The sequence below is a fragment of the Pseudovibrio sp. Ad26 genome (assembly GCF_001623285.1).
GTDB lineage: Bacteria > Pseudomonadota > Alphaproteobacteria > Rhizobiales > Stappiaceae > Pseudovibrio > Pseudovibrio ascidiaceicola.
Genome location: NZ_LMCE01000094.1, coordinates 261,070 through 284,034, shown reverse-complemented (window position 1 = coordinate 284,034; position 22,965 = coordinate 261,070). Strand labels below are relative to the sequence as shown.

Here is a 22,965-nt window from a genome sequence, read left to right as displayed (position 1 = left end):
ATTTGAACACAGATCACCCCATCGCCATTGAGGGCTACGCCAGCCGGTTTGAACTGAGCGATCAGGGCGGCGATGTGATGCGCAAAGGTGCATTTCAAAACACGCTGCAAAAGCAAAAACTCACGGATGTAAAAATGCTCTGGCAGCACGATCCATCCCACCCCATTGGCAAGTGGCTGCACATTCAGGAGGACAGCATCGGCCTCTTTGTAAAGGGCTTGCTCTATCCGGGCATCACACAAGGCCGACAAGCCATCGCCATGGTGCAAACGGGTATTCTGGATGGACTGTCCATCGGCTTCAAAACCCGCCGCGCCCAGCGCAACAACAAAACCGGCAGACGGGATGTGCTGGCGGTAGATCTCTGGGAGATCTCGCTGGTCACGTTCCCGTTGCTGCCATCAGCACGGCTGACTGTGGTCTCCTGAAGCTCCTGACTATTTGAAAGTACGATCTGTGGTTCCAATCGGCGCCGCGGTTTTTTTATATGCTTTACGAGGAAAATAATCCTATGAAAAACACATGCAATCCAGCATTAGAGACCAAAGACTTCGCAAGGGAAGCTGCAGGAAAATCAGCTCATCCCGCACTTTCTGGCCCGGCAACAGGGCAGTTTGTGTCTGGAATGGAGGCCTCTGGCAGCTTTAACCAGCTGAACCACGCTTATTCTGAGTACACCCAGACCAACGACATGCGTTTGGCTGAGCTGGAGCAAAAGTCCGGCTCGGATGTGCTCCTGGACGAAAAACTGGCCCGTCTGGACGAGATCATCGACGGTCAGCTGCGTCATCTGAACGAACTCCAACTCAAATCCCAGCGCTTGCCGCGCTCTACGCCAGAAACCACCGGCGGCCCATCAGCTGAGGTAGAGCACAAATCTGCGTTTGAGACCTACATGCGTGACGGGCAGGAGACCCGCCTTAAAACACTGGAGCAAAAGGCCATGTCCTCCGGCACTGCAGGCGATGGTGGGTATCTGGTGCCGGAGCAGCTGGAAACGGACATCCTGCGTCGCATCACAGCTCTGTCCCCCATCCGCTCCATTGCGTCCAACCGCAAAATCTCAGGCGCATCCTACCGCCGTCCTGTTGTGACGGTGAACCCGGATGCGGACTGGGAAGGCGAAACCGATGCCCGCAGCACGCCCACAAACGCAATGAAATTTGAGATGCGGGAGGTAAAGATCTTCGAGCTTTCTGCTCTGCCAGCTGTCACCCAAACCCTGCTGGACGATGCAGCGGTCAATATCGGGGAAATTCTGGCAGAAGAGGTGGAAACCGTCTTTGCAGAAAAAGAATCCGCCGCCTTCCTCAATGGCAACGGCACCAGTCAGCCGCAAGGGCTGCTCAAAGGCACAATTCACGGCACGCTGAATGATACAGGCCTCTCCATCGGGTCCATCAAGACAGGACAGGCAGGGGCGTTTCCCTCTTCCAACGGAAGCGATCTGCTGATCTCGCTGATTTACGGCGTCAAAACCGCCATCCGCCGCAACGCCCGCTTCCTCTTCAATCGCAGAACACAAGCCGCCATCCGCAAGCTGAAAGACGGGCAGGGCAACTACATCTGGCAACCACCCGCAGCTGCAGGCGCTGACCCAAGCCTCATGGGCTTCCCGGTCACGGAAGCTGAACACATGCCGGACATCACTGCTGGCTCTGATCCATACGCCATCGCGTTTGGTGACTTCCACCGTGGCTACATGGTGGTGGACCGTGTCGGCATCTCTGTTCTGCGTGATCCGTACACCAGTAAACCAAACGTGCTGTTTTACATCACCAAACGCGTCGGCGGCGGCATCATGGATTTCGATGCCTACAAACTGCTGAACTTCAGCGCCTAATCATCTTCATCAACAATCGAGGAGGAGCCGCCGTGACGGCTATACTCACAGTGCCACCGGCTCTGGAGCCGGTTTCGCTTGCCCAGGCGCATGCGCAGCTCAGGGTCTCCCACACCCACGAGGAAGATCTGATCGAGCGTCTGATCAAAGCCGCGCGGGAACAGGTGGAGATCCTCACACGGCGGGCTCTCATAGATCAGGAATGGCGACTGCTTCTGGATGATCTTTCACCAGACCGCCTGATCCGCCTGCCTGTCGCGCCGGTCGCACAAATCCTGCAGGTCTACACCTATGACAGGGAAGGCAACCAACATCTGGTGTCGGCGTCGAACTATCAGGTGGATTTGGCCGGAAATCCCGCCCGCCTGCGCTTCAAGGCAGGCACGGTTGGGTCGTTGCGAGACCTCAACGGCATCGAGGTTGACTTCAAAGCTGGCTACGGCTCAGCAGCAACCTCGGTTCCCGCAGGTCTGCAAACCGCGATCCTGATGCTGGTCGGCTTCTGGTACGAGCGCCGCACCATGCTGGAAGAAGACCGCCTCACAGGCCTCATGCCCCACGGTTTCGAGGCTGCGCTCTCCCCTTACAAGGTGCTCAGGATATGAGAGCAGCAGGCACACTCAACGACCCCCTGCTGTTACTCAGTCCAAAGATCACCAATGGCACGGATGGCTCTGTCACAAGGAGTTACCAGCAAATCGCCATGGTCTGGGGGCTGGTAGAGGCATCCACTGGCTCACAGAGTACCGTGGCAGGCCGCATTGCCAGCGCTTACCCGCTCACGCTCACCCTCCGCCGCCGCACAGATGTGGCGGAGGGCTGGCGGGTGGAGCGGGATGGACAGAGCCTCAGAGTAAAAGCAGTTCTCCCGCACTCAGAACAGGCGCCCTTCATGCAGATCCTTTGCGAGCAGGAGGAGGGTGATGATGGGGGAACTTGAATTCCGCAAAGCCCTGTTTCAGGCAATCCACGCCAAGGCCTCCCTGACACCGTATCTGGGAGATCCCAAGCGGGTGTTCGACGGCGTGCCAAGGGGGGCAGCACTACCCTATGCAACGCTGGAAGCCGTCACCACTCAATTGCTGACAGGTCATCTGGACGATGGTGGCAGGCTCACTGGCTCCATCGGCATCTACTCGCGCCATGCAGATCGGGCTCAAACCCAGGAAATCCTACAGATCTTCAACGAACTGCTGGAAGCCGGTGTCACGTCATCCGCTGGAACCGAGGCAGCAGGCTTGACCATGACCGAAACCAGCTGTCGCCGCCTGAGTGATGGCCGCACATGGTACGGGCGCATCAAGTTCTCTGTCCTGCTGCAACAGACCGCTTAACACCAATCTTTGAGAGGAAAACAAATGGTCGCTCAGGCCGGAAAAGACCTGTTGTTGAAACTGGACACAGTGGGGGATGGCACCTTTGAAAGCGTGGCAGGCTTGCGCTCAAGACGCCTCGCCCTAAATGCCACGCCCATCGATATCACCGATGCAGAAAGCACAGGCCGCTGGCGGGAGCTGCTGGCAGGGGCTTCCACCCGCCACGCCTCACTCTCTGGCAGTGGCCTGTTTCGCGACAAAGCATCTGCAGAAAAAGTTCGCACGGCCTTCTTTGCCGGAGAACTTCGTAGTTGGCAGGTCATTCTGCCGGGCTTTGGAACGCTGGAAGGCCCATTCCACCTTTCTGCACTGGAGTACTCTGGTGATTACAGATCCGAAGTGACCTTCGAGATTTCATTGGAATCTGCCGGTGCTCTCACGTTCACCCCGCTAACTTGAGGAGCATACGATGCCATCAAAAACCTATGACCGGGGCGTTAATCGCAGGCGCGGTGAAGTCCTCGCGGACCTCGGCGGTCAAAAGCACATATTGGTGCTTACACTTGGGGCTCTGGCTGAGCTGGAAGACGCGCTCAGCTGCAACACATTGCAGCAGCTGACCGAGCGGTTTTCCTCTGGCCAGCTGAGTGCTGCCGACATCATCAAAGTGCTCGGTGCAGGCCTTCGCGGTGGGGGATTGATCATTGAGAACGAAGAAGTCGCAGAACTCTCCCATGAAGGCGGCGTTGCAGCCCTTGCCAAGCTGGCAGGTGAGCTCCTGGTCGCCACGTTCTCTCCATCTCAGCAGTCTCAATCGTGAAGCATGAGCAATCTGAAAACCAACCGGTGCCCTGGCATGACCTGATGCACAAAGCCTGCCGGGAGCTTGGCTGGTCACCAAACACCTTTTGGCAATCAACACTGGTTGAGCTGGAAATGGCCTTCATCCCGCCGGGAAACCGCAATGCACGCACAATCACGCGGGGCGTACTGGAGGAGCTGGTGTCCCAATTTCCAGACAATGAGGATCAACAAACACCATGACAGATAGTTTTAATGAACCGCTGAATGTAGAAGATGCACGCGAGCTGGAAACAACCATGCAGGAGGTCAACATCCTTGCCAAAGAGTTCTCTTCAGAGCTCGGCAAAGGTCTGCAAAGCGCAGTCACTTCTGGCAAAGACCTGCAATCGATCCTCTCACAAGTCGCGCTCAACATGTCCAGTTCTGCTCTCAACAGTGCCTTAAAGCCGCTTGAAAACCTGCTTTCTGCCGGAATTTCATCAGCCATCGGCAATGTGGCAGGCGTAACGCCCTTTGCAAAAGGTGGTGTGGTTTCCAGTCCAACCATGTTTGCGGCGGGCAATACAGGCTTGGGGGTGATGGGAGAGGCGGGGGCAGAGGCAATCCTCCCCCTGCAGCGCAGTAGTGACGGTCGTCTCGGCGTTGCGATGAATGCGGGCAACACGCAGCCCAGCGTCACAATAAATGTGGCGACACAGGATGTGCGCAGCTTTGAAAGATCTCAGGGGCAGGTTGCGATGATAATGGCCCGCGCCACCGGACGGGGGCGACGCGGGCTATGACGTCGGCATTGAAGAGGAGGGACTCAAGGACCGACGTGGCTTTGCTACCGGACGGTGGTAGCAAACTTTTTGGAAAAATCCGTTGCTTTGCAAAGAGGGAGGAGCATCGACAACGGGTCTACGCAAATCACGCAGACAACTTTCCCATATCAAATCTATTAGATGCTTCGCGGGCGCCCAGCCTTGAGCCAAGTCAAACCGGAGGGTGAAATGCAACCATGTTTTGTTGATGAATCATTCCCACTTGGAATTTCCCTAGGGGCTTCTGTCAGAGTAGAAAAACGCAGTCAGGTCACAAGGTTACTCAATGGCGCCGAAACCCGAAACGCCATCTGGAAGGGAACGCGACGGCATTTTGATGTGGGGACCGGATTGCGCAGCTCAGCAGACCTGCAACGAGTACTCTCCTTCTTCGAAAAAGTGGGTGGTCGCCTCTGCGGATTCCGGTTTCGTGACCCCATGGACCATAAATCCTGCAGTTTTGATGCAACTCCATCTGCAACCGATGTCGCAATCGGAACAGGCGACGGGACAACAACGACGTTCCAGCTCATCAAGCAAGTGGGTGCTGCAAGCGTCACCTGGCAGCGTAGGATCACGAAACCAGTGGCCGGAACCGTGTCTGTTGCAGTCGCTGGTCAACTGAAAACCGTCGGCAGCGATGTGCTGCTCGATCCGTTAACAGGCATCCTGGAATTTCAAGCAGGCCACATTCCCTCAAATGATCAGGCGATCACGGCGGGCTTCCTGTTCGACACGCCCACACGCTTTGAAAGCGACCAACTGGAAATCAACCTCCTACACTTCGAGGCAGGGCAGGTGCCGTCCATCCCACTCGTCGAACTTCTCATCTGAAACCAACTCCGCGAGTAAACCCATGTTCAATGCTGCTTTGAAAGAACACCTGACCGGTGAGGGCACAAGCGTGGCCTATTGCTGGCGCTTAATCGCCCCATCTGGCCTCAGCCTAGGTTTCACCACCCACGACCACCCCATTACATTGCTTGGCAAATCCTATGAGCCCGGCATCGGGTTGGATGGCACGCAGACCATGGCTCAATCCGATTTTCAGACCGGACAGGAAGAAGCGCTGGGCTTCCTTTCTTCCGACAGCTTGAGCGAAAAGGAGTTGAGTGCGGGCCTTTGGGACAATGCTGAGGTCGAGGTCTATCTGGTCAACTGGCAAAATCCAGAACAACACCAGTTGCTCCGGCGCGGCTCTCTTGGCGAAATCACAAGAGATGCCGATGTGTTCCGTGCTGAGTTCCGCTCATTGGCCGCCAAACTTTCCGAGCCCAAAGGCCGACAACTCTCCCACCAATGCCATGCGGATCTGGGAGATGCCAAATGCGGGATCGAGCTGAACACAGCCACCTATTCGAGACAGGTGAGTATCATAGGCAAAGAAGACGGCAATCGGCTGATCATCCAAGGCAATACCGATATCAGCACAAACTGGTGGTCCTTCGGCAAACTCACCTTTCTGTCCGGCCCCTACGCCAATCAACCCCTGCGCATAGCCAGTCACCTCATAGAGCAAGGCAAGCACAAGCTCACGCTCTGGGCACCCTTGTTATTGGAGCAAACCTATCCGGTATCTGCATCCGTTTCCGCAGGCTGCGATAAAGGTTGGGGCAGCTGCCAGACTAAGTTCCAAAACACAGGAAACTTCCGAGGCTTTCCTCATATGCCTGGCAACGACTTCATCCTTGCCGGACCTGAAAGCCAATCAGCGGCCAACAACGGCGAGAAATTGGTGGGGTAATCATGCAGCAATCTCCCCACACCCTCCTAAGGGAAGCGCACAGCTGGGTTGGAACGCCTTACCAGCATCAGACAACGACCAAAGGCGCAGGCTGCGATTGCCTCGGTTTTATCCGCGGCCTCTACCGCTTTTTGCATCACACCGAGCCGCCCGTTCCCACCAGTTACGCACCAGAATGGGCAGAGCTGAAGGGGGAGGACCAACTGCTCAATGCCGCGCATCAATATTTGCATGAGATGCAAGGACCTTTGCAAAAGCCCAAACCAGCGGAGGTCATCCTGTTTCGCTGGGCGCCGCAGGTTCCCTGCAAACACCTCGGCTTCATGACAAGCAAAGACCGCTTCATCCATGCCTATGAGGCTGTGGGAGTGGTTGAAAGCCCGCTGGTGCCCATGTGGCGCAACAAGATTGCAGGGCGTTTTTCATTCTTCTCAAGTGAGTGATCTGGAAAGGACAGGACCATGGCAACAATGGTGCTTTCAAGCGCTGGTGCAGCCGTTGGCGGTGCACTTGGCGGTCCCATGGGCGCTATCATAGGGCAAACATTGGGCGCTCTGGGTGGAGCATGGATCGACCAGCAAATCTTCGGTGAAAACAGAGAACTCTCCGTCGGTAAGTTAGGTGACCTGCAATTACAGACTGCTGCTGAAGGGGCGTCATTGCCCTTTGTCTATGGCCGCGTGCGTGTCACCGGCAACATCATCTGGGCCACGCGGCTGGAAGAGGTCGTCTCCGAAGAAAAGCAGGGCGGAAAAGCCACGGGCTCTTCGACCACAATCACCAGCCACAGCTACTTTGCCAACTTCGCAGTTGCGCTGTCCGAGGGCCCCATCACAGCGGTACGCCGTATCTGGGCCAACGGTAAGGAGTTGGACTCCAGCGCGATCAATATGAGGGTGTATCTGGGGGCAGAAGATCAACAACCCGACCCACTGATTGAAGCCAAGCAAGGCACTGCGCCAGCCTATAAAGGCACCGCATACGTAGTATTTGAGCGCTTGCCTCTGGCAGAGTTCGGCAACCGCATCCCCCAACTCGCCTTCGAAGTACTCCGCTCCATTGAACCGCTGGAACAGCAGATCAAAGCTGTCACGCTTATCCCTGGAGCCGGAGAGTTTGCCTATCACCCGCAGGAAGTCATTGAGGAACTTGCGCCCGGCAACACCCGGAGCGTCAACCGCCATGGTAAGGGCGGGGAAACCGATCTGGTCCGTTCTTTGGATGAGCTTCAGACCCTCTGCCCCAACCTGAAAAGCGTTGCACTTGTCGTCGCCTGGTTTGGCGATGACCTACGCGCTTCCCAGTGCACCATTCAGCCCAAAGTGACCTACCAGACCACAAAGCACTTACCTGAGAACTGGAGCGTTGCAGGCCTGACCCGCGCTGAAGCGCAGGAGGTCTCCCGCATCAATGACAGACCTGCTTATGGTGGCACGCCCTCCGATGCTTCCGTCACAGAAGCCATCAAGGAACTGAAGCGTCGTGGCCTTGCTGTCATGTTCTACCCGTTCGTGATGATGGACATCCCCGATGACAATCAGTTGCCCGACCCATATGGCGCAACCAAGCAGTCCAGCTTCCCCTGGCGCGGACGCATCACCTCTGACATCGCAGCAGGACAACCCGGAACGCAGCAGGGAACCAGCGCAGTTACGCCTCAGATAGACGCTTTTGTCGGCTCAGACAGTGACTGGCGGTTCCGCCGTTTCATCCTGCACTATGCCAATTTGGTAAAAGAGGCCGGTAGTGTGGAAGCGTTTCTCATCGGCTCAGAAATGCGCGGTCTCACCCAATGTTGGGCGGGCGGCAACGCGTTTCCTTTCGTTGATCACCTGAAAACACTAGTCTCAGAGGTCAGTCAGATTGTCGGCGACCAGACCAAACTTTCCTACGCAGCCGACTGGAGCGAATATGCGGGCCACAGCCCTCAATCCGGTGACCTGCGCTTTCCTCTGGACCCACTCTGGGCGCATGCTGACATCAATTTTGTCGGCATCGATAACTACCTGCCACTATCGGACTTGCGTCAGAACGATGACCCGCAAACAGCCTACAACCTCAAGGAACTGCGGGAGGGAGTAGCCTCCGGCGAATATTACGACTGGTATTATGCCAATGACACAGACCGAGCTGAGAAAACCCGCAGCCCGATTACAGACGGAGCCTACAACAAGCCGTGGGTGTTCCGGCAAAAAGACCTTAAGAACTGGTGGCAGAACCAACATTTTGAACGTGTTGCAAGTGCTGAACAAAACACGCCAACCCCCTGGGTGCCACAATCCAAACCCATCTGGTTCACCGAGCTCGGCTTTCCTGCTGTCGATAAAGGAACGAACCAGCCCAATGTCTTCGTGGATCCTAAATCTGCCGAAAGCGCATTGCCGCACTTCTCCAGCGGGCAACAGGATGACCTTGTCCAGCGTCGTGCATTGGAAGCAAGCCTCAGTTATTGGGGAACAGACCATCCGGACTGGCCGCAAGGCGACAATCCAGCCTCAAGTGCCTACGCAGGTACGATGGTCGATGCGGACAACTCCTTCCTCTGGACATGGGACGCCCGCCCGTTCCCCGAGTTCCCGACATATTCTGATGTCTGGGCAGATGGTCAGAACTGGCAGCTCGGCCATTGGCTGACAGGTCGTCTCGGTGCAACCTCTCTCTCAGGCCTCATCCGTGCCATGCGTGATGATTTTGGACACACACAAGAGCTGACAGAGATCGCTGAACTGGGCGAAACCCTCGAAGGCCTGATCGTGACAGGCCCAACGTCCTTGCGTTCTGCGCTCTCTCCCATCCTGCAACTCGCTGGAGGCATCGCCGTTGATCGTGGAACCCATCTGGCCATCCTCCCCAAATACGCCAAGGCCAACCCCAATGGGAAACTGAGCCTTGCTGACCTGTTGGAAGCTAAAGAGGAGGAAGGCTACATCTCTATCAGCCGCAATGATGGCAGTGATTTGCCAGCAGAACTCCGACTGCGAAGTATGGACCCCAATAACAATTATGAGGCTCTTGTTGTCTCTTCTCGCCGTCTGGAGGGCATGGATCGGCGCACGTCCAGCATTCAACTCTCCATCACAGCCTCGCTCCCCTCTGCCCAAAAACTGGTTCAAAAAATGCACCAGGGCTTATGGCTGGATAGGGAGACTCTTCAGTTCAGACTTGCTCTGAGCAAAATCGACCTGAGACCGGGGGATATACTGGAACTTCCCGGCGAGCTTTTGGGTGATGACACGACGTCCTTTCAGTGCCGGATTGATCAGATCTCATCTGGTGCTCATCTGGACGTTCAGGCCATACGGCTCAACGGATACCCTAATATAGCTGCAGCAGTCACGGATGGATCATCACAGCGATCTTTCAACGACACCACCTCAGGTCCGCCGGTTGTCAGTATCTTGGATCTGCCAAGGTTTCACGGTGAGGGAGCGGACGACGGAAGCCCGGTCATCGCTGTCTACAATTCAAACTGGCCGAGTGCCTATCAGCTCTATGCTTCCAGCTCAGGTGAAGAGTTCACGCCGCTATTGCAGGTGACGGAACCAGCCACCATGGGCATGTTGCAAGAGCCTCTCATCTCTGGCCCACTTTGGCGCTGGGGTCTGGCCTCCCATATCACCGTAAAACTCTATGGAGGCCAGCTACAAAGCCGAAAGCTGCTCGATGTGCTCTCAGGCGCAAATGCCTGTGCCGTTCGCAAGAATGAGGAGTGGGAGGTGATACAGTTCTGCAAGGCTGAACTGATCGCCCCCATGACTTACAAACTCACGCAGTTACTCAGAGGGCAATTGGGGACGGAGCATCTGGTTGCTTCGTCGAGCGCTGAGAACGCTGAGTTCATCCTGTTAGATCAATCCCTGCTGAAACTGCCATGGACCAGTGACAAAGTAGATGTTGCCCTCTCATATCGGATAGTACCAGCTGGAAAGCCTCTGGGCTTTAAATGGGCAGAGAACACAAGCCATGCTGGAAAACAAAGCTCACTAAAACCATTCGCACCCGCTCATCTAAAAGCAAGCCAAACAGATAATGGGGATTTAGAACTTAAATGGATTCGCAGAGCTAGATGGGAGGCGGACAGCTGGGCAATTCCAGATATTCCCCTCCAAGAGGATAAACTTCAGTTTTCGGTCACGCTTTATCGTCAGGATGGGAGCGAAAATGAACGAACTGTTCTGCGTGAATACGAGCCGACACAGGAAAGCCTGATAATCCCGCATACCGAGTTACAATCGCTCCTTGAAGCAGGTCAGCATCTTCTGACGTGTGAAGTTGCTCAAAACTCAACGAAATTCGGTTTGGGGACAACTTCAGATTGCTTGGTGAGCGTAACACTTTAACAATTGCTTTTACCGGATTATTTGCAAACCAAGCCAAGAAACATCACAGACCCCAGAGAATCTGCTAGGTCTTTGTTTTGAAATAAATAACACCTCGTTCATGTGAGGTTCAGCCAGTGCCAGTTAGAAGACGCCCTATGAGACACCAATTCCACAACCTCTTTTTTCGCTCATTGATGGCACTGGCTTTGGCAGCAACGGTTTTTACATGGTCGGCACCTGCGCAGGCCGCGTGTTTGTCCTCCAGTCAGACAAGGCAGGCTGTCGCCAGCGGTCAGGCGCGGCCTCTGGGCTCGCTGCGGGTCAATGGGCAGATACTCTCAGCTAAGCTCTGTCAGCAAGGAGGGAGATTGGTCTATGTGCTTTCCGTACTCAACAACGGCAACGTCTCTCAAGTGACGCTGGATGCACGAACAGGGCGCCGGTTGTAACCGAGCTGAGAAGAACTCTGGATAGAGATTTTTCTGCCTGAATTTGAACGAATTTTAAAAGCGATATTAGGCAACAAAAGCCTGAGTGTTGGTGTGGGGTAGATCTTATGCGAATGTTGATCGTTGAAGATGATCGCGATTTGAACAGGCAACTGTCTGAAGCGTTGGAAGACGCAGGCTACGTTGTCGACAAAGCATACGACGGTGAAGAAGGCCATTTCCTCGGCGATACTGAACCCTATGACGCTGTCATTCTGGATCTTGGCCTGCCGCAAATGGATGGTCTCAGTGTGCTGGAGCGCTGGCGCAGAGACGGTCATTCCATGCCGGTCCTCATCCTGACAGCGCGCGACCGTTGGAGCGATAAGGTCGCTGGCATTGATGCTGGTGCAGATGATTACGTTGCAAAGCCGTTCCATATGGAAGAAGTGCTGGCACGGGTGAGGGCACTGGTCCGTCGCGCGGCTGGTCTGGCCTCAAACGAGATCTCCATTGGCGACATTGTTCTGGACACCAAAGCAGGCAAAGTGACGAAAAACGGCATGTCCGTAAAACTCACCTCTCACGAGTTCCGTCTGCTGTCTTATCTCATGCACCACAAAGGCCGTGTAATCTCCAGAACTGAGCTGGTTGAGCATCTGTATGATCAGGACTTTGACCGCGACTCCAATACGATTGAGGTGTTTGTAGGACGACTGCGCAAGAAGTTTGGTAGTTCATTGATCGAAACCGTACGTGGATTGGGTTACAGGCTACAGGAAGAAAATGCCTGATCAGAACAGCTCAGATACCAACGACCTGCAAGGGCTCCTTAGTTGGAACCCCATCAGGTTCATTCGCAAGAAACAACAGGCGTCATTGGCATGGCGTCTGATTTTTGTTGCGGGCCTGTGGGCTCTTGTCAGCTTGGTGGTCGCTGGTGCCATTCTTGTTGCTCTGTTTCGCGAAGCTGGTGAAAAGGCACTGGATGAACGCCTTGAAGTGCATATGACAGCAATTGTCAGTGCGCTTGCTGCGGAAGGCGACCAGCAAAACCCTGCACTACGACGTATTGGTGACCCACGGTTCAACATGCCGCTGTCGGGTTGGTACTGGACCGTGCAACGCGGTGGCAAAGTTCTGTTTGAAAGCGAATCTCTTTTTGGTGACACGCTACGCCTGCAAAACATGAAGGGCGAACTGGAACTCAAGCAAAACGTTACTGGTCCAGCTGGTCGGGATCTGCGTCTGCTGCAAAAACGCATCCAGTTCGGTGGACTTCAGCCGGTGACAATAGCAGTCGCAGGAAGCACCCGCGAGCTGGGCGAGAGTACGGCATCCTTTGCATGGCAAGCGGCGATCACACTTGGTGTTCTTGGGCTTGGCCTTGTCGCTGCCATCTTCTTGCAGGTGCGCTTTGGTTTACGTCCGCTAACTGAACTTCAGGAGAGTCTTGGTCGCGTTCGTCAGGGAAAAGAGGAAGAAGTTCAGGAAGATCTGCCCAAGGAGCTGAAACCGCTTGCTGTTGAACTCAATGCTCTTATCCACTCAAACAGAGAAGTAGTGGAACACTCCAGAACTCAGGTGGGAAATCTTGCTCATGCCCTGAAAACGCCTCTGTCTGTTATTACCAACGAGGCTAGAAGTTCAGATGAACCGCTCGCCCTGAAGGTTTCGGAGCAAGCGGATCTTATGAGAGGGCAAGTTCAGCACTATCTGGAAAAAGCACGAATGGCGGCTCAGCGCCGGGTGATCGGAGTGTCATGTGAGGCTGCTCCTGTCGTGTCGCGCATGGCGCGCGCTATGGAAAAAATCCATCGCGACAAAGAACCAGAGATCACGGTTGATATGGATGAGACTCTGTTGTTCCGTGGGGAACAACAAGATCTGGAAGAAATCCTTGGGAACTTGTTGGATAACGCCTGCAAATGGTGTGATAAAAAAGTGTCAGTGACGCTGAAAAACAACAATTCCTCTGCGTCACTCATCGCTCTGATCGTGGAAGACGATGGTCCTGGACTGGGTGCTGAAGAGAAAAAACGTGCACTGCGCAGAGGGCAAAGATTGGATGAAACTGTCCCCGGAACGGGTTTAGGTTTATCCATAATTGTTGACATTGCAGGTATTTACGGTGGTTCATTTGAACTTGGCGACAGCGAGTTAGGTGGATTGAAGGCAACGGTGATCTTGCCGTCTCTGACAATCTGATCTGTTTTGGGGCAGGGGTTGCATCTGTTTCAAACAGTACTGATAGTAAGTGTAACTGTGTTTTAAGGGGTTGCTCCACGAAAGCGTTTTCAAGCTAATGACGCTGCTTTGGTTTGAGGCCTTACTGGAAGACCTTGGAAGGGACGAAAGTGCCTTTCCGGAAAACGGATAAGTCGCAGAAGCGACAAAGAGGATGCATGTTGGTGCGAAACTGGAAAAAACTGATGGTCTTACCTGTCGTTGTTGGCGGTTTAGCCAGCTGTGCGACATCTGATCATGTCACCAGTGCTCAAACCGATGCGTCCTCCTCATCGATTTTCGGTTTCTGGTCTTCTGACAGTGAGCAAAACGCGGCCGCCCAGGCAGCAATCGACAGCGCCACAGAAGGTGAGTTGAAGCAGCTGCTCAGAAGCGGTGATCTCGACACTGTCTATAAAGCACAGAGCAAAGCGTTGAATGCGTCTGATGCAGGCAACAAAGTTGTCTGGCGCAACCGATTCTCTGGCGCACAAGGCACAGCTAAGTCTGGTCCCGTTTATTACGTGAATGATCGTCGCTGCCGTGATTTCCAGCATACCATCGCGTATGATGAGAAAACTCAGGTGATCAAAGGCGCGGCATGCAAGGACGGTGAGCGCTGGGCAGCGTTGAACTAACCTGAAATCCCTTGTTATAAGCAGTTTTTACTGAAGGAAACGCATCTTTCGCATGCGGAAAGGGACGCTTATCAAGATTTGATTAAGCAATTCCGCCGATAGTTTTGATCAACAAATACAATTTTAGCAGTTGTCGTCTGCTGCGTGTTGTGAGGGTTGAGCGTGTATGAGTTCAACCAGTGTAAAGCTGAGTACCAGAGAGATTTGGATGCACGAGGTCAACCATAAAGCATTGCAAATGGAGAAGGTGTTAGGAGCCTTGTCTCAATCTGCTTTGCGGATGTTGGAACGGTCCGTCGATGATTCCGTGCAAAGCGGAACATCTGTGCCCAACGCCGAACTCATGCTACTCACTATCCGCAGGCTCCTTGGCGAAGCCTCCTACATTCCCGAAAATAAGCTGTCTCTGGATACGCCGCTTAAACGTGCCATTCTAAGCCCCCTTCAACCGTTCCTCATTCAAATGCCGTTGAGCACGCCGCAACAAGGTCGGATAGATTCAGCCGTAATGGATACACTCTGGGCCTACATGCGTCAGGTGCTTCTCTCTAATGAGTTCACCGAGGCCGTAGAGGCTTTGGAAGAGCTATGTCAGCAACAAGATTTGCCCACAACGCACGAAACCATCCAGAAAGCACTTTATACATGTGCTGAAGGTCTTCGCCTGCGTTTGGTTGCAGCTGCTAAGAAAGAGCTGGAAGCAGCGGATCAAGACATTCAGATAAAGACAAAGCTTCGCCGCAAGGTCGGAGGCCACGTCAATTTTGATTTCCTACGGGATGTCCTGGTGATCTTGGAAAGAGCGCCTGCATGGGAAAAGGTGATGGCAAACACTCCACCTTTTGCAGAAGATATCCTGTCCATGTCTTCCGGTAAAGACTTGCACAACATGCGCGCCCATATGGAGCAGCATAGAACTGAGGCCAATTATCTTGCAGCGCTCTCATTCCTTCGTCTGGACGAAGCGCCTGTTGAACTCATAAAACTGGCTCAAGCGCTCGCTGCTGTCTCTGCTCTGAAAGATGTTACGGGCACGCCTTATGCGGCCTTCATAGAGTTTGCTTTGTCTTCTTTGGAGCAGAGCGTTTCTGTTGTTGAAGGCTGGCGTATGGAAGAGGAGGCCATTGTCGGACTTCCGGAAGCAGCCAACGCCTGTCTGCTGCATTTTGAGGAACTGGAAGACCTTGAAGGCTTCAGTGCTTGTGGTCAATGGAATCAACGCGCCGTACAGCTCAAAAACCGTTTGTGCGTTCTGCTACGTGATGAGCTGCGCAACCTCCCGGCTCAACTGGAAGAGGCAATCGCCTCTGAAACAAAGCCTGACATTGCAGATTTGCAGGGCGGTTATCGGTTGGACCAGATTCAACGTGCCTATCACAAATGTTTGAGGGGATTAAAACTCGCCAAGTTAGCGTCGCAATATGCAGGTGTGCTCGGGTTGAACGAGTTACAAATCTCAACCAGAGATCATGTCGAACGTTTCATCGATCGCAACTCCGAGAAGCTTTTGACAGCTCCCAAAGACGAGCAAAACGAGACCGAAAACCTTCCGAATTATGGCGAAATTTCGAGAAAATTGAGCCGTTTAATCTCGATGAGTGAGATCTCTTTAGAGCCGGAAGACACTGCGAACCTCATCCGCAGGCAGAAGACTTATCTGAAAGATGCCGCCTAACCCCCTAGTAGTGCATGCGTCTTTTAGAAAATAAGTGCAACTTCATAGGTATTTTGTGGGTATATGGCTTGTGCGACTGCCCGTCGCAGGGGGGGAACTGTTGCCTTTCACATTTAGAACCTGTCTATTTAAGCCACTATGACATTCTGGTTAGTTCTCGCAATTTTGACGGCGGCGGTCGCATTGGCCGTACTCGTTCCATTGGCTCGCTCTCCCAAGGTTAGTCCTGATGAGCGCAATGATGAAGCTGTGTTTCGCGCCCAGCTCGAAGAAATACAAAAAGATCTTGAGCGCGGTGTAATCGCGCCGGACATGGCAGAAGCCGCCAAAATTGAAGTGTCGCGTCGCTTGTTGGCCGCGCACAAGCAAAACCAGGGAGACCACCAGTCAGCTCCCTCTAAAATGCGTGTGCGCATTGTGCAGCTGACAGCGGTTGTTTTGGTGCCTTTGGCAGCGCTAGGTATGTATTTACAATACGGTTCTCCGGAAATCCCTGACCAACCAAGAGCCGAGCGCTTGGCTGAAACAGCAGGGCAGGCCGATCTTGAAGTGCTGATTGCCAGGACTGAGGATCACCTCAAAGAGAACCCGAACGACGGACAGGGTTGGGCTGTAATCGCACCTGTTTACATGCGTACCAGCCAATTTGATAAGGCCCGCCGCGCCTATGCGCAGGCGTTGAGCCAGTTCCCTGAAAATCTCGATTTTATGGTTGGTTGGGCTGAAGCAAGCATTTTTGCAAATGAAGGACAAGTGTCCGATGAAGTTGAAAAGGTTTTGCGCCGGATCAATCTTGCTAAGCCTGAAATGCTGCAACCCTACTACTATCTGGCAATGGCTATGGGCCAGAAGGGCCAGATAAACGAAGCGCTGGCTGCCTGGAACGCTCTGCTGAAGACTGCAGATCAAAATGCACCTTGGGTGGATGCTGCAAAGGCACAGCGTGACGAACTGATCGCGCGAGGCGCCGTTGTATCTGGTGAGGCTGTGGCAATCCCGGCACTTGGACAGCCTGCAGGACCTTCTGCTGATGAAGTTGAAGCAGCAGCTGAGATGAGTGCGGAAGATCGCAATGAAATGATCAACCAGATGGTTGTTCAGCTGGATGAACGCCTTAATGAACAAGGTGGTTCTGTTTCCGAGTGGGGACGCTTGATACAGGCCCGCATTATTCTCGGGGAGCAAGTGGAGGCCGCAAAAGCAGTCGCCCGCGCAAAGCAAAACCTCAAGGACGATGCAGCTGCACTGGAACAGATCAACCAACTGGCCACGAGCCTGAATTTAAGCCCTGCCGAATAAGGCGGGGGTTGCATATCTCTGATGAATGCCAAGCGGTTTTCGGAAATAAGATATGCCTAGGACAAAGAAATAGAGCTTCTTTTGATGTTCTATTGAGCTGCAGAATACAAACGCCGTAAGGCATTAGTTGGCAACGTATCTACGGAACTGCGAGTATGACACGTAAACAAAAAAGACTCGGGCTTATTGGTCTTGCGGGATTGGTGCTGGGGTCGGCTGTCGGCTTGGTTCTTTATGGACTCTCCAGCAGCGTGACCTATTTCCAGAGTCCAAGTGACATCGCTGAACAGCAAGTTGAAGTTGGGCAACGTATCCGTCTTGGCGGTTTGGTTGAAGATGACTCTCTCGATAAGAGCCAAGGCTCCGTGATCCTCTTCCGTGTAACCGATCAGGCAGAAGCTATTCCGGTTTCTTACAAGGGCATCTTGCCTGACCTGTTTCGTGAAGGGCAGGGCATCATTGCCGAAGGCCACATGAACGAGAAGGGTGTCTTTATTGCAGACACCGTTCTGGCCAAGCATGATGAAAGCTATATGCCAAAAGAGGTCTACGAGACCTTGAAGGAAGATGGCCACTGGATGGAAGAGGAACAGGCCGCCTCCGCAGAGCAAAGCACCAAAGTAAACTAAAAAGTTAAATCAACCGGCTCTACCCAAAAGGGCCGGTTATCCAGCGCCAAATGGATACTAGGATATCGTAATGATAATTGAACTTGGCCACTATGCACTCATTCTGGCATTGATAGTCGCGGCTGTTCAGTCGGTCTTTCCAGTGTGGGGTGCAGTGAAATCAGACCACCGTCTGATGGGGATGGCACCTGGCCTTGCCGTACTTATGTTCCTTTTGACTTGCGTTGCCTTCGCCGCATTGACCTGGGCATACCTGAATTCAGACTTCTCGCTTCTGAATACCTATCAGAACTCCCATAGTGACAAGCCGCTGGTCTATAAGATCTCCGGTGTGTGGGGCAACCACGAAGGTTCTATTCTTCTCTGGGTGCTTATTCTGGTGTTGTTCGGTGCGTTGGTTGCAGTGTTTTCACGCAACATTCCGCAGCGCCTCCGGGCTGCTACTCTTGGCGCTCAGGGCTGGGTTTCCTTTGCATTCCTGCTCTTCGTCATTGTTGCCTCTAACCCATTCACCCGTATCAGTCCTGCACCGTTGCAAGGCTCTGGCCTCAACCCAATGCTGCAGGATGTCGGCCTGGCGATCCATCCGCCAATTCTTTACATTGGCTACGTTGGCTTCTCCATCGTGTTCGCGTTTGCGGCAGCTGCGCTCATTCTTGGCAAACTGGATGCAGCATGGGCGCGTTGGGTACGTCCTTGGATCCTGGTAAGCTGGATCTTCCTGACCCTCGGCATCGCAATGGGCTCTTACTGGGCTTACTACGAACTCGGCTGGGGTGGCTGGTGGTTCTGGGATCCGGTCGAAAACGCATCCTTCATGCCATGGCTCACCGGTACAGCTCTGCTGCACTCTGCAATCGTAATGGAACGTCGGGATGCTCTGAAGGTTTGGACTGTCTTCCTCGCACTGCTGACATTCTCCTTGTCGCTGCTGGGTACCTTCCTCGTCCGTTCTGGTGTTCTCACCTCCGTGCACGCATTCGCAGTTGACCCCGCACGTGGTCTCTTTATCCTTGCGATCCTGTTGATCTTTGTCGGCGGATCACTCACGCTGTTTGCATGGCGCGCACCATTGCTTCGTCAAGGTGGCCTGTTTGCGCCAATCAGCCGCGAAGGTTCATTGGTACTGAACAACTTGTTCCTGACAACAGCTTGTGCTGCAGTGTTCGTTGGCACGCTTTACCCACTCGTTCTGGAAGCCTTCTCTGGCGACAAGATCTCCGTGGGTGCGCCATTCTTCAACCTGACATTCGGCCCAATCATGGTGCCAGTGTTGATCCTGATGCCATTTGGCCAGCTTTTGGCATGGAAGCGTGGTGATGCGTGGGGTGTTGCCCAACGATTGACCTCTGCGTTTGTGATCGCAATGCTCGCGACTTTCGGTCTGATCTGGTTCATGGGCGTTAGCACAACAAGCATTATGACAGCGCTCGGCTTCGGCTTGGCATTCTGGGCAATCTTTGGCTCCCTTTGGGAAATCGTTGAACGTTCCCAGCTGTTCAAAATTGGCTTTGGTCGTTCCATGGCCCGTATCAAAGGTTTTACACCAACTGTCTGGTCTACAGTTCTGGGCCATGCTGGTCTTGGGATTACGGTTCTGGGTATTGTGACAACAATGGCGTTTGAATCTGAACGCGTTGAAGTGATGCGGCCAGGCGAAACGCTGGAACAGAACGGTTACAATGTGACCTATGAGAAGAGCTGGACCCAAAATGGTCCGAACTATCAGGAGATGGTCTCCCAGTATACTCTTCGCAAAGGTGGCAATGTCGTCGGTATCATGGAACCATCCAAGCGTGCTTATAATGCCAGTGGAATGCCAATGAGTGAAACATCCATTGCGACCTTCGGTTTCTCGCAGGTGTACTTTGCGACGGGTGACTCTGACGCAAATGGTGGTATTGTTACCCGCATCTACTTCAAACCGCTGATCACACTGATCTGGATTGGTACTCTGCTTATGTCTCTGGGTGGCTGTATTGCCCTCTTTGATCGTCGCCTGCGTGTTGGTGCTCCTGTTTCAGCCCGCAAGCGCAAAGGCGTAGCAGGCGGTGTTGCAACAGCAACCCCAACTCCGGCGGAGTAATGACCATGAAGATGAAGTTCGTACTGGTATTGATCTCTTCTGTTCTTCTGGGAACTCCAGCTGCTTATGCAGTCAACCCGGATGAAGTCTTGAAAGATCCTGTTCTGGAAGAACGTGCACGCGAAATTTCCAAGGAAGTGCGCTGCGTGGTTTGTCAGAACCAATCCATCGATGACTCCAACGCTAAACTGGCGAAGGACCTGCGTCTGCTGGTGCGGGAGCGACTGGTAGAAGGGGACAGTGACAAGGAAGTCATGGACTATCTTGTTGACCGCTATGGTGAGTTTGTCCTTCTCAAACCGCGCTTTGCGTTCCATACCCTGTTTTTATGGGGCGGCGGACCTCTTGCGTTGCTGCTGGGCGGCTTTTTCCTGTGGCGTACATCGCGAAAGAAAAAGCATGCGCCGCTGAAGAGCAGTACAGCGGGTGTCAAACCGCTCTCGGATGAAGAGCAGGCCGAACTCGACAAGCTCATATCTTCTAAATAAGACTGATTACAGAGCCTCGCAGACACAGTTTGCGGGGCTCACGTTTAATCACATCTTCTTGCAACCAGTTGAATTGTAAACGCGCCTGTAAGCGCGCACTAGATACCTGTCTCTTAATATATATTCCGAATGTGCCAGCTGCGCAGGAAATGACAGGAACAGTTCAAATGGCAAACGATCCCATTAAATTGGAATTTGAAGGCTCTCAGGGAGCGCATCTTGCAGCGCGTCTGGACACACCAGATGGTGAACCAAAGGCTTATGCCCTGTTCGCCCATTGCTTCACTTGTTCCAAGGATCTTTCTGCAGCACGGCGCATTGCATCTGCTCTGACCAAAGACGGGATTGCTGTTCTGCGCTTTGACTTTACTGGTCTTGGCAACAGCGGTGGTGATTTTGCATCCACCAACTTTTCATCCAACCTTCAGGACCTTGTTCGCGCGGCTGATTACCTGCGAGAGCATTATGAAGCACCAAAGCTGCTTGTAGGACATTCTTTGGGTGGCGCAGCCGTGCTCGCAGCAGCCTCAGAGGTCCCCGAGGTAAAAGCAGTTGCCACAATTGGTGCACCAGCCTCAGCAGATCATGTGATTCATAACTTCGGGGCTTCCCTCGATGAGATAAAAGAAAAGGGCGAAGCAACCGTCCAGCTAGGTGAACGACCGTTTAAGATTAAACGTCAGTTTATCGAAGATCTTGAAGCGCAGGACGTTCGGTCGCGCGTTGCTGTGCTGAAAAAGGCGGTGCTGGTTCTTCATTCTCCGATTGATGCCACGGTTGGTATCGAGAATGCTGCTCAAATCTTTGAAGCAGCGAAGCATCCGAAATCATTTGTGTCTTTGGATGATGCCGATCACCTGCTGTTTAAATACAAAGATGCAGACTATGCAGCACGTGTGATTGCAGCATGGGCAAGCCGCTACACGCAGGGCTAACAAAAGCGAGGTGGGAGCAACTACGAAGTTTTCCCATCATTACAGAAGATTAATGTGGCAGATAGGTGTTTGTAAGGTTCGCTCTGGCATAGTCATTCTCAACGAAATGCAAAAGCCCCGTTTCCCCAGTTGGGCTGAGATTGACTAAATGGAGTTGAGCCAAATGAAGTTGACCAAGAACGCAAGTTCCAACGTTGTTTCCCTGTCTGCTGCAAAACCCACTTCCAAACGTCGTTCCCGTCTTCTTAATGGCACCATGGCGTTGGCAATTGCAGGTGCAATGGTTGCTCCGCTGACACTTGTTCCAGCAACTGCTCAAGCCGAGCCTGTTCGCGTAAATGCGCCGGCAATGCCAAGCTTTGTTGGTTTGGTCGAAGCCGTTCAGCCAACAGTTGTTTCCGTTCGTGTTCGCTCTGAGGTTAAAGAGAATGATCGTCTGGCGGGCATTCCTCCAATGTTCCGCGATATGCCGGATGATCACCCACTACAAAAGTTCTTCCGCGAGTTTGGTGGTCCAGGTGGTGAGCAAAAAAAGAAAGCTCCACCACGCAAGCGCTTCGATCAATCTCAGGGGTCCGGCTTCTTCATCTCTGATGATGGCTATGTAGTGACCAACGAACATGTGGTTGAAGGTGGAACTGAGTTCACAATTGTAACCAGTGAAGGCGAAGAACTGGAAGCCTCATTGGTTGGTTCCGACAAGCGTTCTGATCTGGCTCTCCTGAAAGTAGAAAGCGAAGAAAAGTTTGAATACGTCGCCTTCACAGATGATGCACCGCTGGTTGGTGAATGGGTCGTCGCAGTTGGCAACCCGTTCGGTCTGGGTGGCACTGTAACGGCGGGTATCGTCTCCGCTCGTGGTCGTGACATCGGCGCAGGCATCTATGATGACTTCCTCCAGATTGATGCTTCTGTAAACCGTGGTAACTCCGGCGGTCCTGCATTCAACGTGAAGGGCGAAGTTGTCGGCGTGAACTCCGCAATTGTGTCTCCAAGCGGTGGCAACGTGGGCATCGCATTTGCGATCCCGGCACAGACTGCGAAAAAGATCATCTCTGACCTGAAAGAAGACGGCGCAGTAACCCGCGGCTGGCTTGGCGTTCAAATCCAGCCTGTTACCAAGGACATCGCTGAATCCCTCGGTCTGGAAAACGAAAACGGCACGCTGGTTGCCGAAGTTCAGGGTGATACCCCTGCAAAAGCTGCTGGCTTCCAGGCTGGTGACATCATCCTCAAGGTAGATGGTGAAGAAGTGAATGGCCCGCGTGAACTGGCAAAGGTCATCGCTGGGTACTCACCAAACACCGAAGTGGAAATTGAATACTGGCGCAATGGCGAAATCGACACCGCGACTGTAAAGCTTGGCACTATTCCTGAAGAGAAAAAACAAGCCTCAGCCAGCAAAAGCGAAGATGCGAATACCGCATTGGTAGACAGCCTTGGCCTGGAACTGGCAACTGCTGAACAGGCAGGTGTTGATGAAGAAGGCGTTGTTGTCACCAAGGTAGATCCAGATGGACCTGCTGCTGACAAAGGCCTCGCACCCGGTGCGATCATCACCGAAGTTGCAGGTGTTAAAGTTGAAACACCAACCGATGTTGCAGAACAGGTTGAAACAGCACGAGAACAAGGACGCAAGGCAGTTCTGCTGCGTGTCACGCGTGGTGAAAACACACTCTTTGTAGCGATCCCGCTGGAGAAGGGTGAGGAATAAGCCACTTACAAGAAT

Annotated in this window: 23 protein-coding genes and 1 pseudogene; all 24 read left to right on the top strand. The window is 53.4% G+C overall.

Annotated features, from left to right (window positions below):
* Positions 1–2 precede the first annotated feature (2 nt).
* The 24 genes and pseudogenes from PsAD26_RS21030 (at position 3) to PsAD26_RS20915 (ending at position 22,950) form a co-directional block, all read left to right on the top strand.
* Positions 3–428, top strand: a complete 426-nt coding sequence (locus PsAD26_RS21030) for an HK97 family phage prohead protease (RefSeq protein ID WP_063296280.1) — start codon at positions 3–5, stop codon at positions 426–428.
* Positions 429–511: 83 nt separating this feature from the next.
* Complete coding sequence (locus tag PsAD26_RS21025; RefSeq protein ID WP_084403758.1) at positions 512–1,843, top strand: phage major capsid protein; 1,332 nt, start codon at positions 512–514, stop codon at positions 1,841–1,843.
* A 32-nt stretch (positions 1,844–1,875) separates the two neighbouring features.
* Positions 1,876–2,448 (top strand): phage head-tail connector protein, encoded by a 573-nt coding sequence (locus PsAD26_RS21020; protein WP_193758325.1) that lies wholly within the window; start codon positions 1,876–1,878, stop codon positions 2,446–2,448.
* Positions 2,445–2,783: a phage head closure protein gene (locus tag PsAD26_RS21015; RefSeq protein ID WP_063311974.1), complete on the top strand. Its 339-nt coding sequence runs from the start codon at positions 2,445–2,447 to the stop codon at positions 2,781–2,783. The genes PsAD26_RS21020 and PsAD26_RS21015 overlap by 4 nt, the downstream gene beginning before the upstream one ends.
* Complete coding sequence (locus tag PsAD26_RS21010; RefSeq protein WP_063311973.1) at positions 2,767–3,177, top strand: DUF3168 domain-containing protein; 411 nt, start codon at positions 2,767–2,769, stop codon at positions 3,175–3,177. The genes PsAD26_RS21015 and PsAD26_RS21010 overlap by 17 nt, the downstream gene beginning before the upstream one ends.
* 24 nt (positions 3,178–3,201) lie before the next feature.
* Positions 3,202–3,618 carry a phage major tail protein, TP901-1 family gene (locus PsAD26_RS21005; RefSeq protein WP_063311972.1) on the top strand — a complete coding sequence of 139 codons (417 nt, stop codon included), beginning with the start codon at positions 3,202–3,204 and terminating at the stop codon, positions 3,616–3,618.
* Between the two features lie 10 nt (positions 3,619–3,628).
* Complete coding sequence (locus tag PsAD26_RS21000; protein ID WP_063311971.1) at positions 3,629–3,979, top strand: gene transfer agent family protein; 351 nt, start codon at positions 3,629–3,631, stop codon at positions 3,977–3,979.
* On the top strand, positions 3,976–4,203 hold the full coding sequence (locus tag PsAD26_RS20995; RefSeq protein ID WP_063311970.1) for a phage tail assembly chaperone: 228 nt from the start codon (positions 3,976–3,978) through the stop codon (positions 4,201–4,203). The genes PsAD26_RS21000 and PsAD26_RS20995 overlap by 4 nt, the downstream gene beginning before the upstream one ends.
* Positions 4,200–4,745: a phage tail tape measure protein gene (locus PsAD26_RS20990; protein WP_063311969.1), complete on the top strand. Its 546-nt coding sequence runs from the start codon at positions 4,200–4,202 to the stop codon at positions 4,743–4,745. The genes PsAD26_RS20995 and PsAD26_RS20990 overlap by 4 nt, the downstream gene beginning before the upstream one ends.
* 210 nt (positions 4,746–4,955) lie before the next feature.
* The gene (locus PsAD26_RS20985) at positions 4,956–5,600 is read left to right on the top strand and encodes a DUF2460 domain-containing protein (protein ID WP_082831095.1); all 645 of its coding nucleotides are present in this window, start codon (positions 4,956–4,958) and stop codon (positions 5,598–5,600) included.
* Between the two features lie 22 nt (positions 5,601–5,622).
* Positions 5,623–6,510: a DUF2163 domain-containing protein gene (locus PsAD26_RS20980; protein WP_063311968.1), complete on the top strand. Its 888-nt coding sequence runs from the start codon at positions 5,623–5,625 to the stop codon at positions 6,508–6,510.
* A 2-nt stretch (positions 6,511–6,512) separates the two neighbouring features.
* A complete protein-coding gene (locus PsAD26_RS20975; RefSeq protein WP_063311967.1) occupies positions 6,513–6,953 on the top strand; it encodes a peptidase P60 in 441 nt (146 codons plus the stop codon).
* Positions 6,954–6,971: 18 nt separating this feature from the next.
* Positions 6,972–10,850, top strand: a complete 3,879-nt coding sequence (locus PsAD26_RS20970) for a glycoside hydrolase TIM-barrel-like domain-containing protein (protein ID WP_063311966.1) — start codon at positions 6,972–6,974, stop codon at positions 10,848–10,850.
* Positions 10,851–10,987: 137 nt separating this feature from the next.
* Positions 10,988–11,281, top strand: a complete 294-nt coding sequence (locus PsAD26_RS20965; RefSeq protein ID WP_208985787.1) for a hypothetical protein — start codon at positions 10,988–10,990, stop codon at positions 11,279–11,281.
* A 107-nt stretch (positions 11,282–11,388) separates the two neighbouring features.
* The gene (locus tag PsAD26_RS20960; protein WP_057465896.1) at positions 11,389–12,054 is read left to right on the top strand and encodes a response regulator transcription factor; all 666 of its coding nucleotides are present in this window, start codon (positions 11,389–11,391) and stop codon (positions 12,052–12,054) included.
* The gene (locus PsAD26_RS20955) at positions 12,047–13,468 is read left to right on the top strand and encodes an ATP-binding protein (protein ID WP_063311964.1); all 1,422 of its coding nucleotides are present in this window, start codon (positions 12,047–12,049) and stop codon (positions 13,466–13,468) included. Before PsAD26_RS20960 ends, PsAD26_RS20955 begins: the two co-directional genes overlap by 8 nt.
* A gap of 224 nt (positions 13,469–13,692) precedes the next feature.
* Positions 13,693–14,124: an RT0821/Lpp0805 family surface protein gene (locus PsAD26_RS20950; RefSeq protein ID WP_208860523.1), complete on the top strand. Its 432-nt coding sequence runs from the start codon at positions 13,693–13,695 to the stop codon at positions 14,122–14,124.
* A gap of 208 nt (positions 14,125–14,332) precedes the next feature.
* Positions 14,333–15,799, top strand: a complete 1,467-nt coding sequence (locus tag PsAD26_RS20945; RefSeq protein ID WP_063312031.1) for a hypothetical protein — start codon at positions 14,333–14,335, stop codon at positions 15,797–15,799.
* Positions 15,800–15,937: 138 nt separating this feature from the next.
* Entirely contained in the window at positions 15,938–17,098 is a 1,161-nt protein-coding gene (gene ccmI / locus PsAD26_RS20940) for a c-type cytochrome biogenesis protein CcmI (protein WP_063311962.1), read from the top strand.
* Positions 17,099–17,253: 155 nt separating this feature from the next.
* Positions 17,254–17,727 (top strand): cytochrome c maturation protein CcmE, encoded by a 474-nt coding sequence (ccmE, locus tag PsAD26_RS20935; RefSeq protein ID WP_084403756.1) that lies wholly within the window; start codon positions 17,254–17,256, stop codon positions 17,725–17,727.
* A 70-nt stretch (positions 17,728–17,797) separates the two neighbouring features.
* Positions 17,798–19,813, top strand: coding sequence for a heme lyase CcmF/NrfE family subunit (locus tag PsAD26_RS20930; RefSeq protein WP_063311961.1), 2,016 nt, complete (start codon positions 17,798–17,800; stop codon positions 19,811–19,813).
* A 5-nt stretch (positions 19,814–19,818) separates the two neighbouring features.
* Positions 19,819–20,301 carry a cytochrome c-type biogenesis protein gene (locus PsAD26_RS20925; RefSeq protein WP_206600023.1) on the top strand — a complete coding sequence of 161 codons (483 nt, stop codon included), beginning with the start codon at positions 19,819–19,821 and terminating at the stop codon, positions 20,299–20,301.
* A gap of 167 nt (positions 20,302–20,468) precedes the next feature.
* Positions 20,469–21,224: pseudogene (locus tag PsAD26_RS20920) on the top strand (alpha/beta hydrolase); the annotation flags it as partial.
* 175 nt (positions 21,225–21,399) lie between these two features.
* The gene (locus PsAD26_RS20915; protein WP_063312029.1) at positions 21,400–22,950 is read left to right on the top strand and encodes a Do family serine endopeptidase; all 1,551 of its coding nucleotides are present in this window, start codon (positions 21,400–21,402) and stop codon (positions 22,948–22,950) included.
* Positions 22,951–22,965 lie beyond the last annotated feature (15 nt).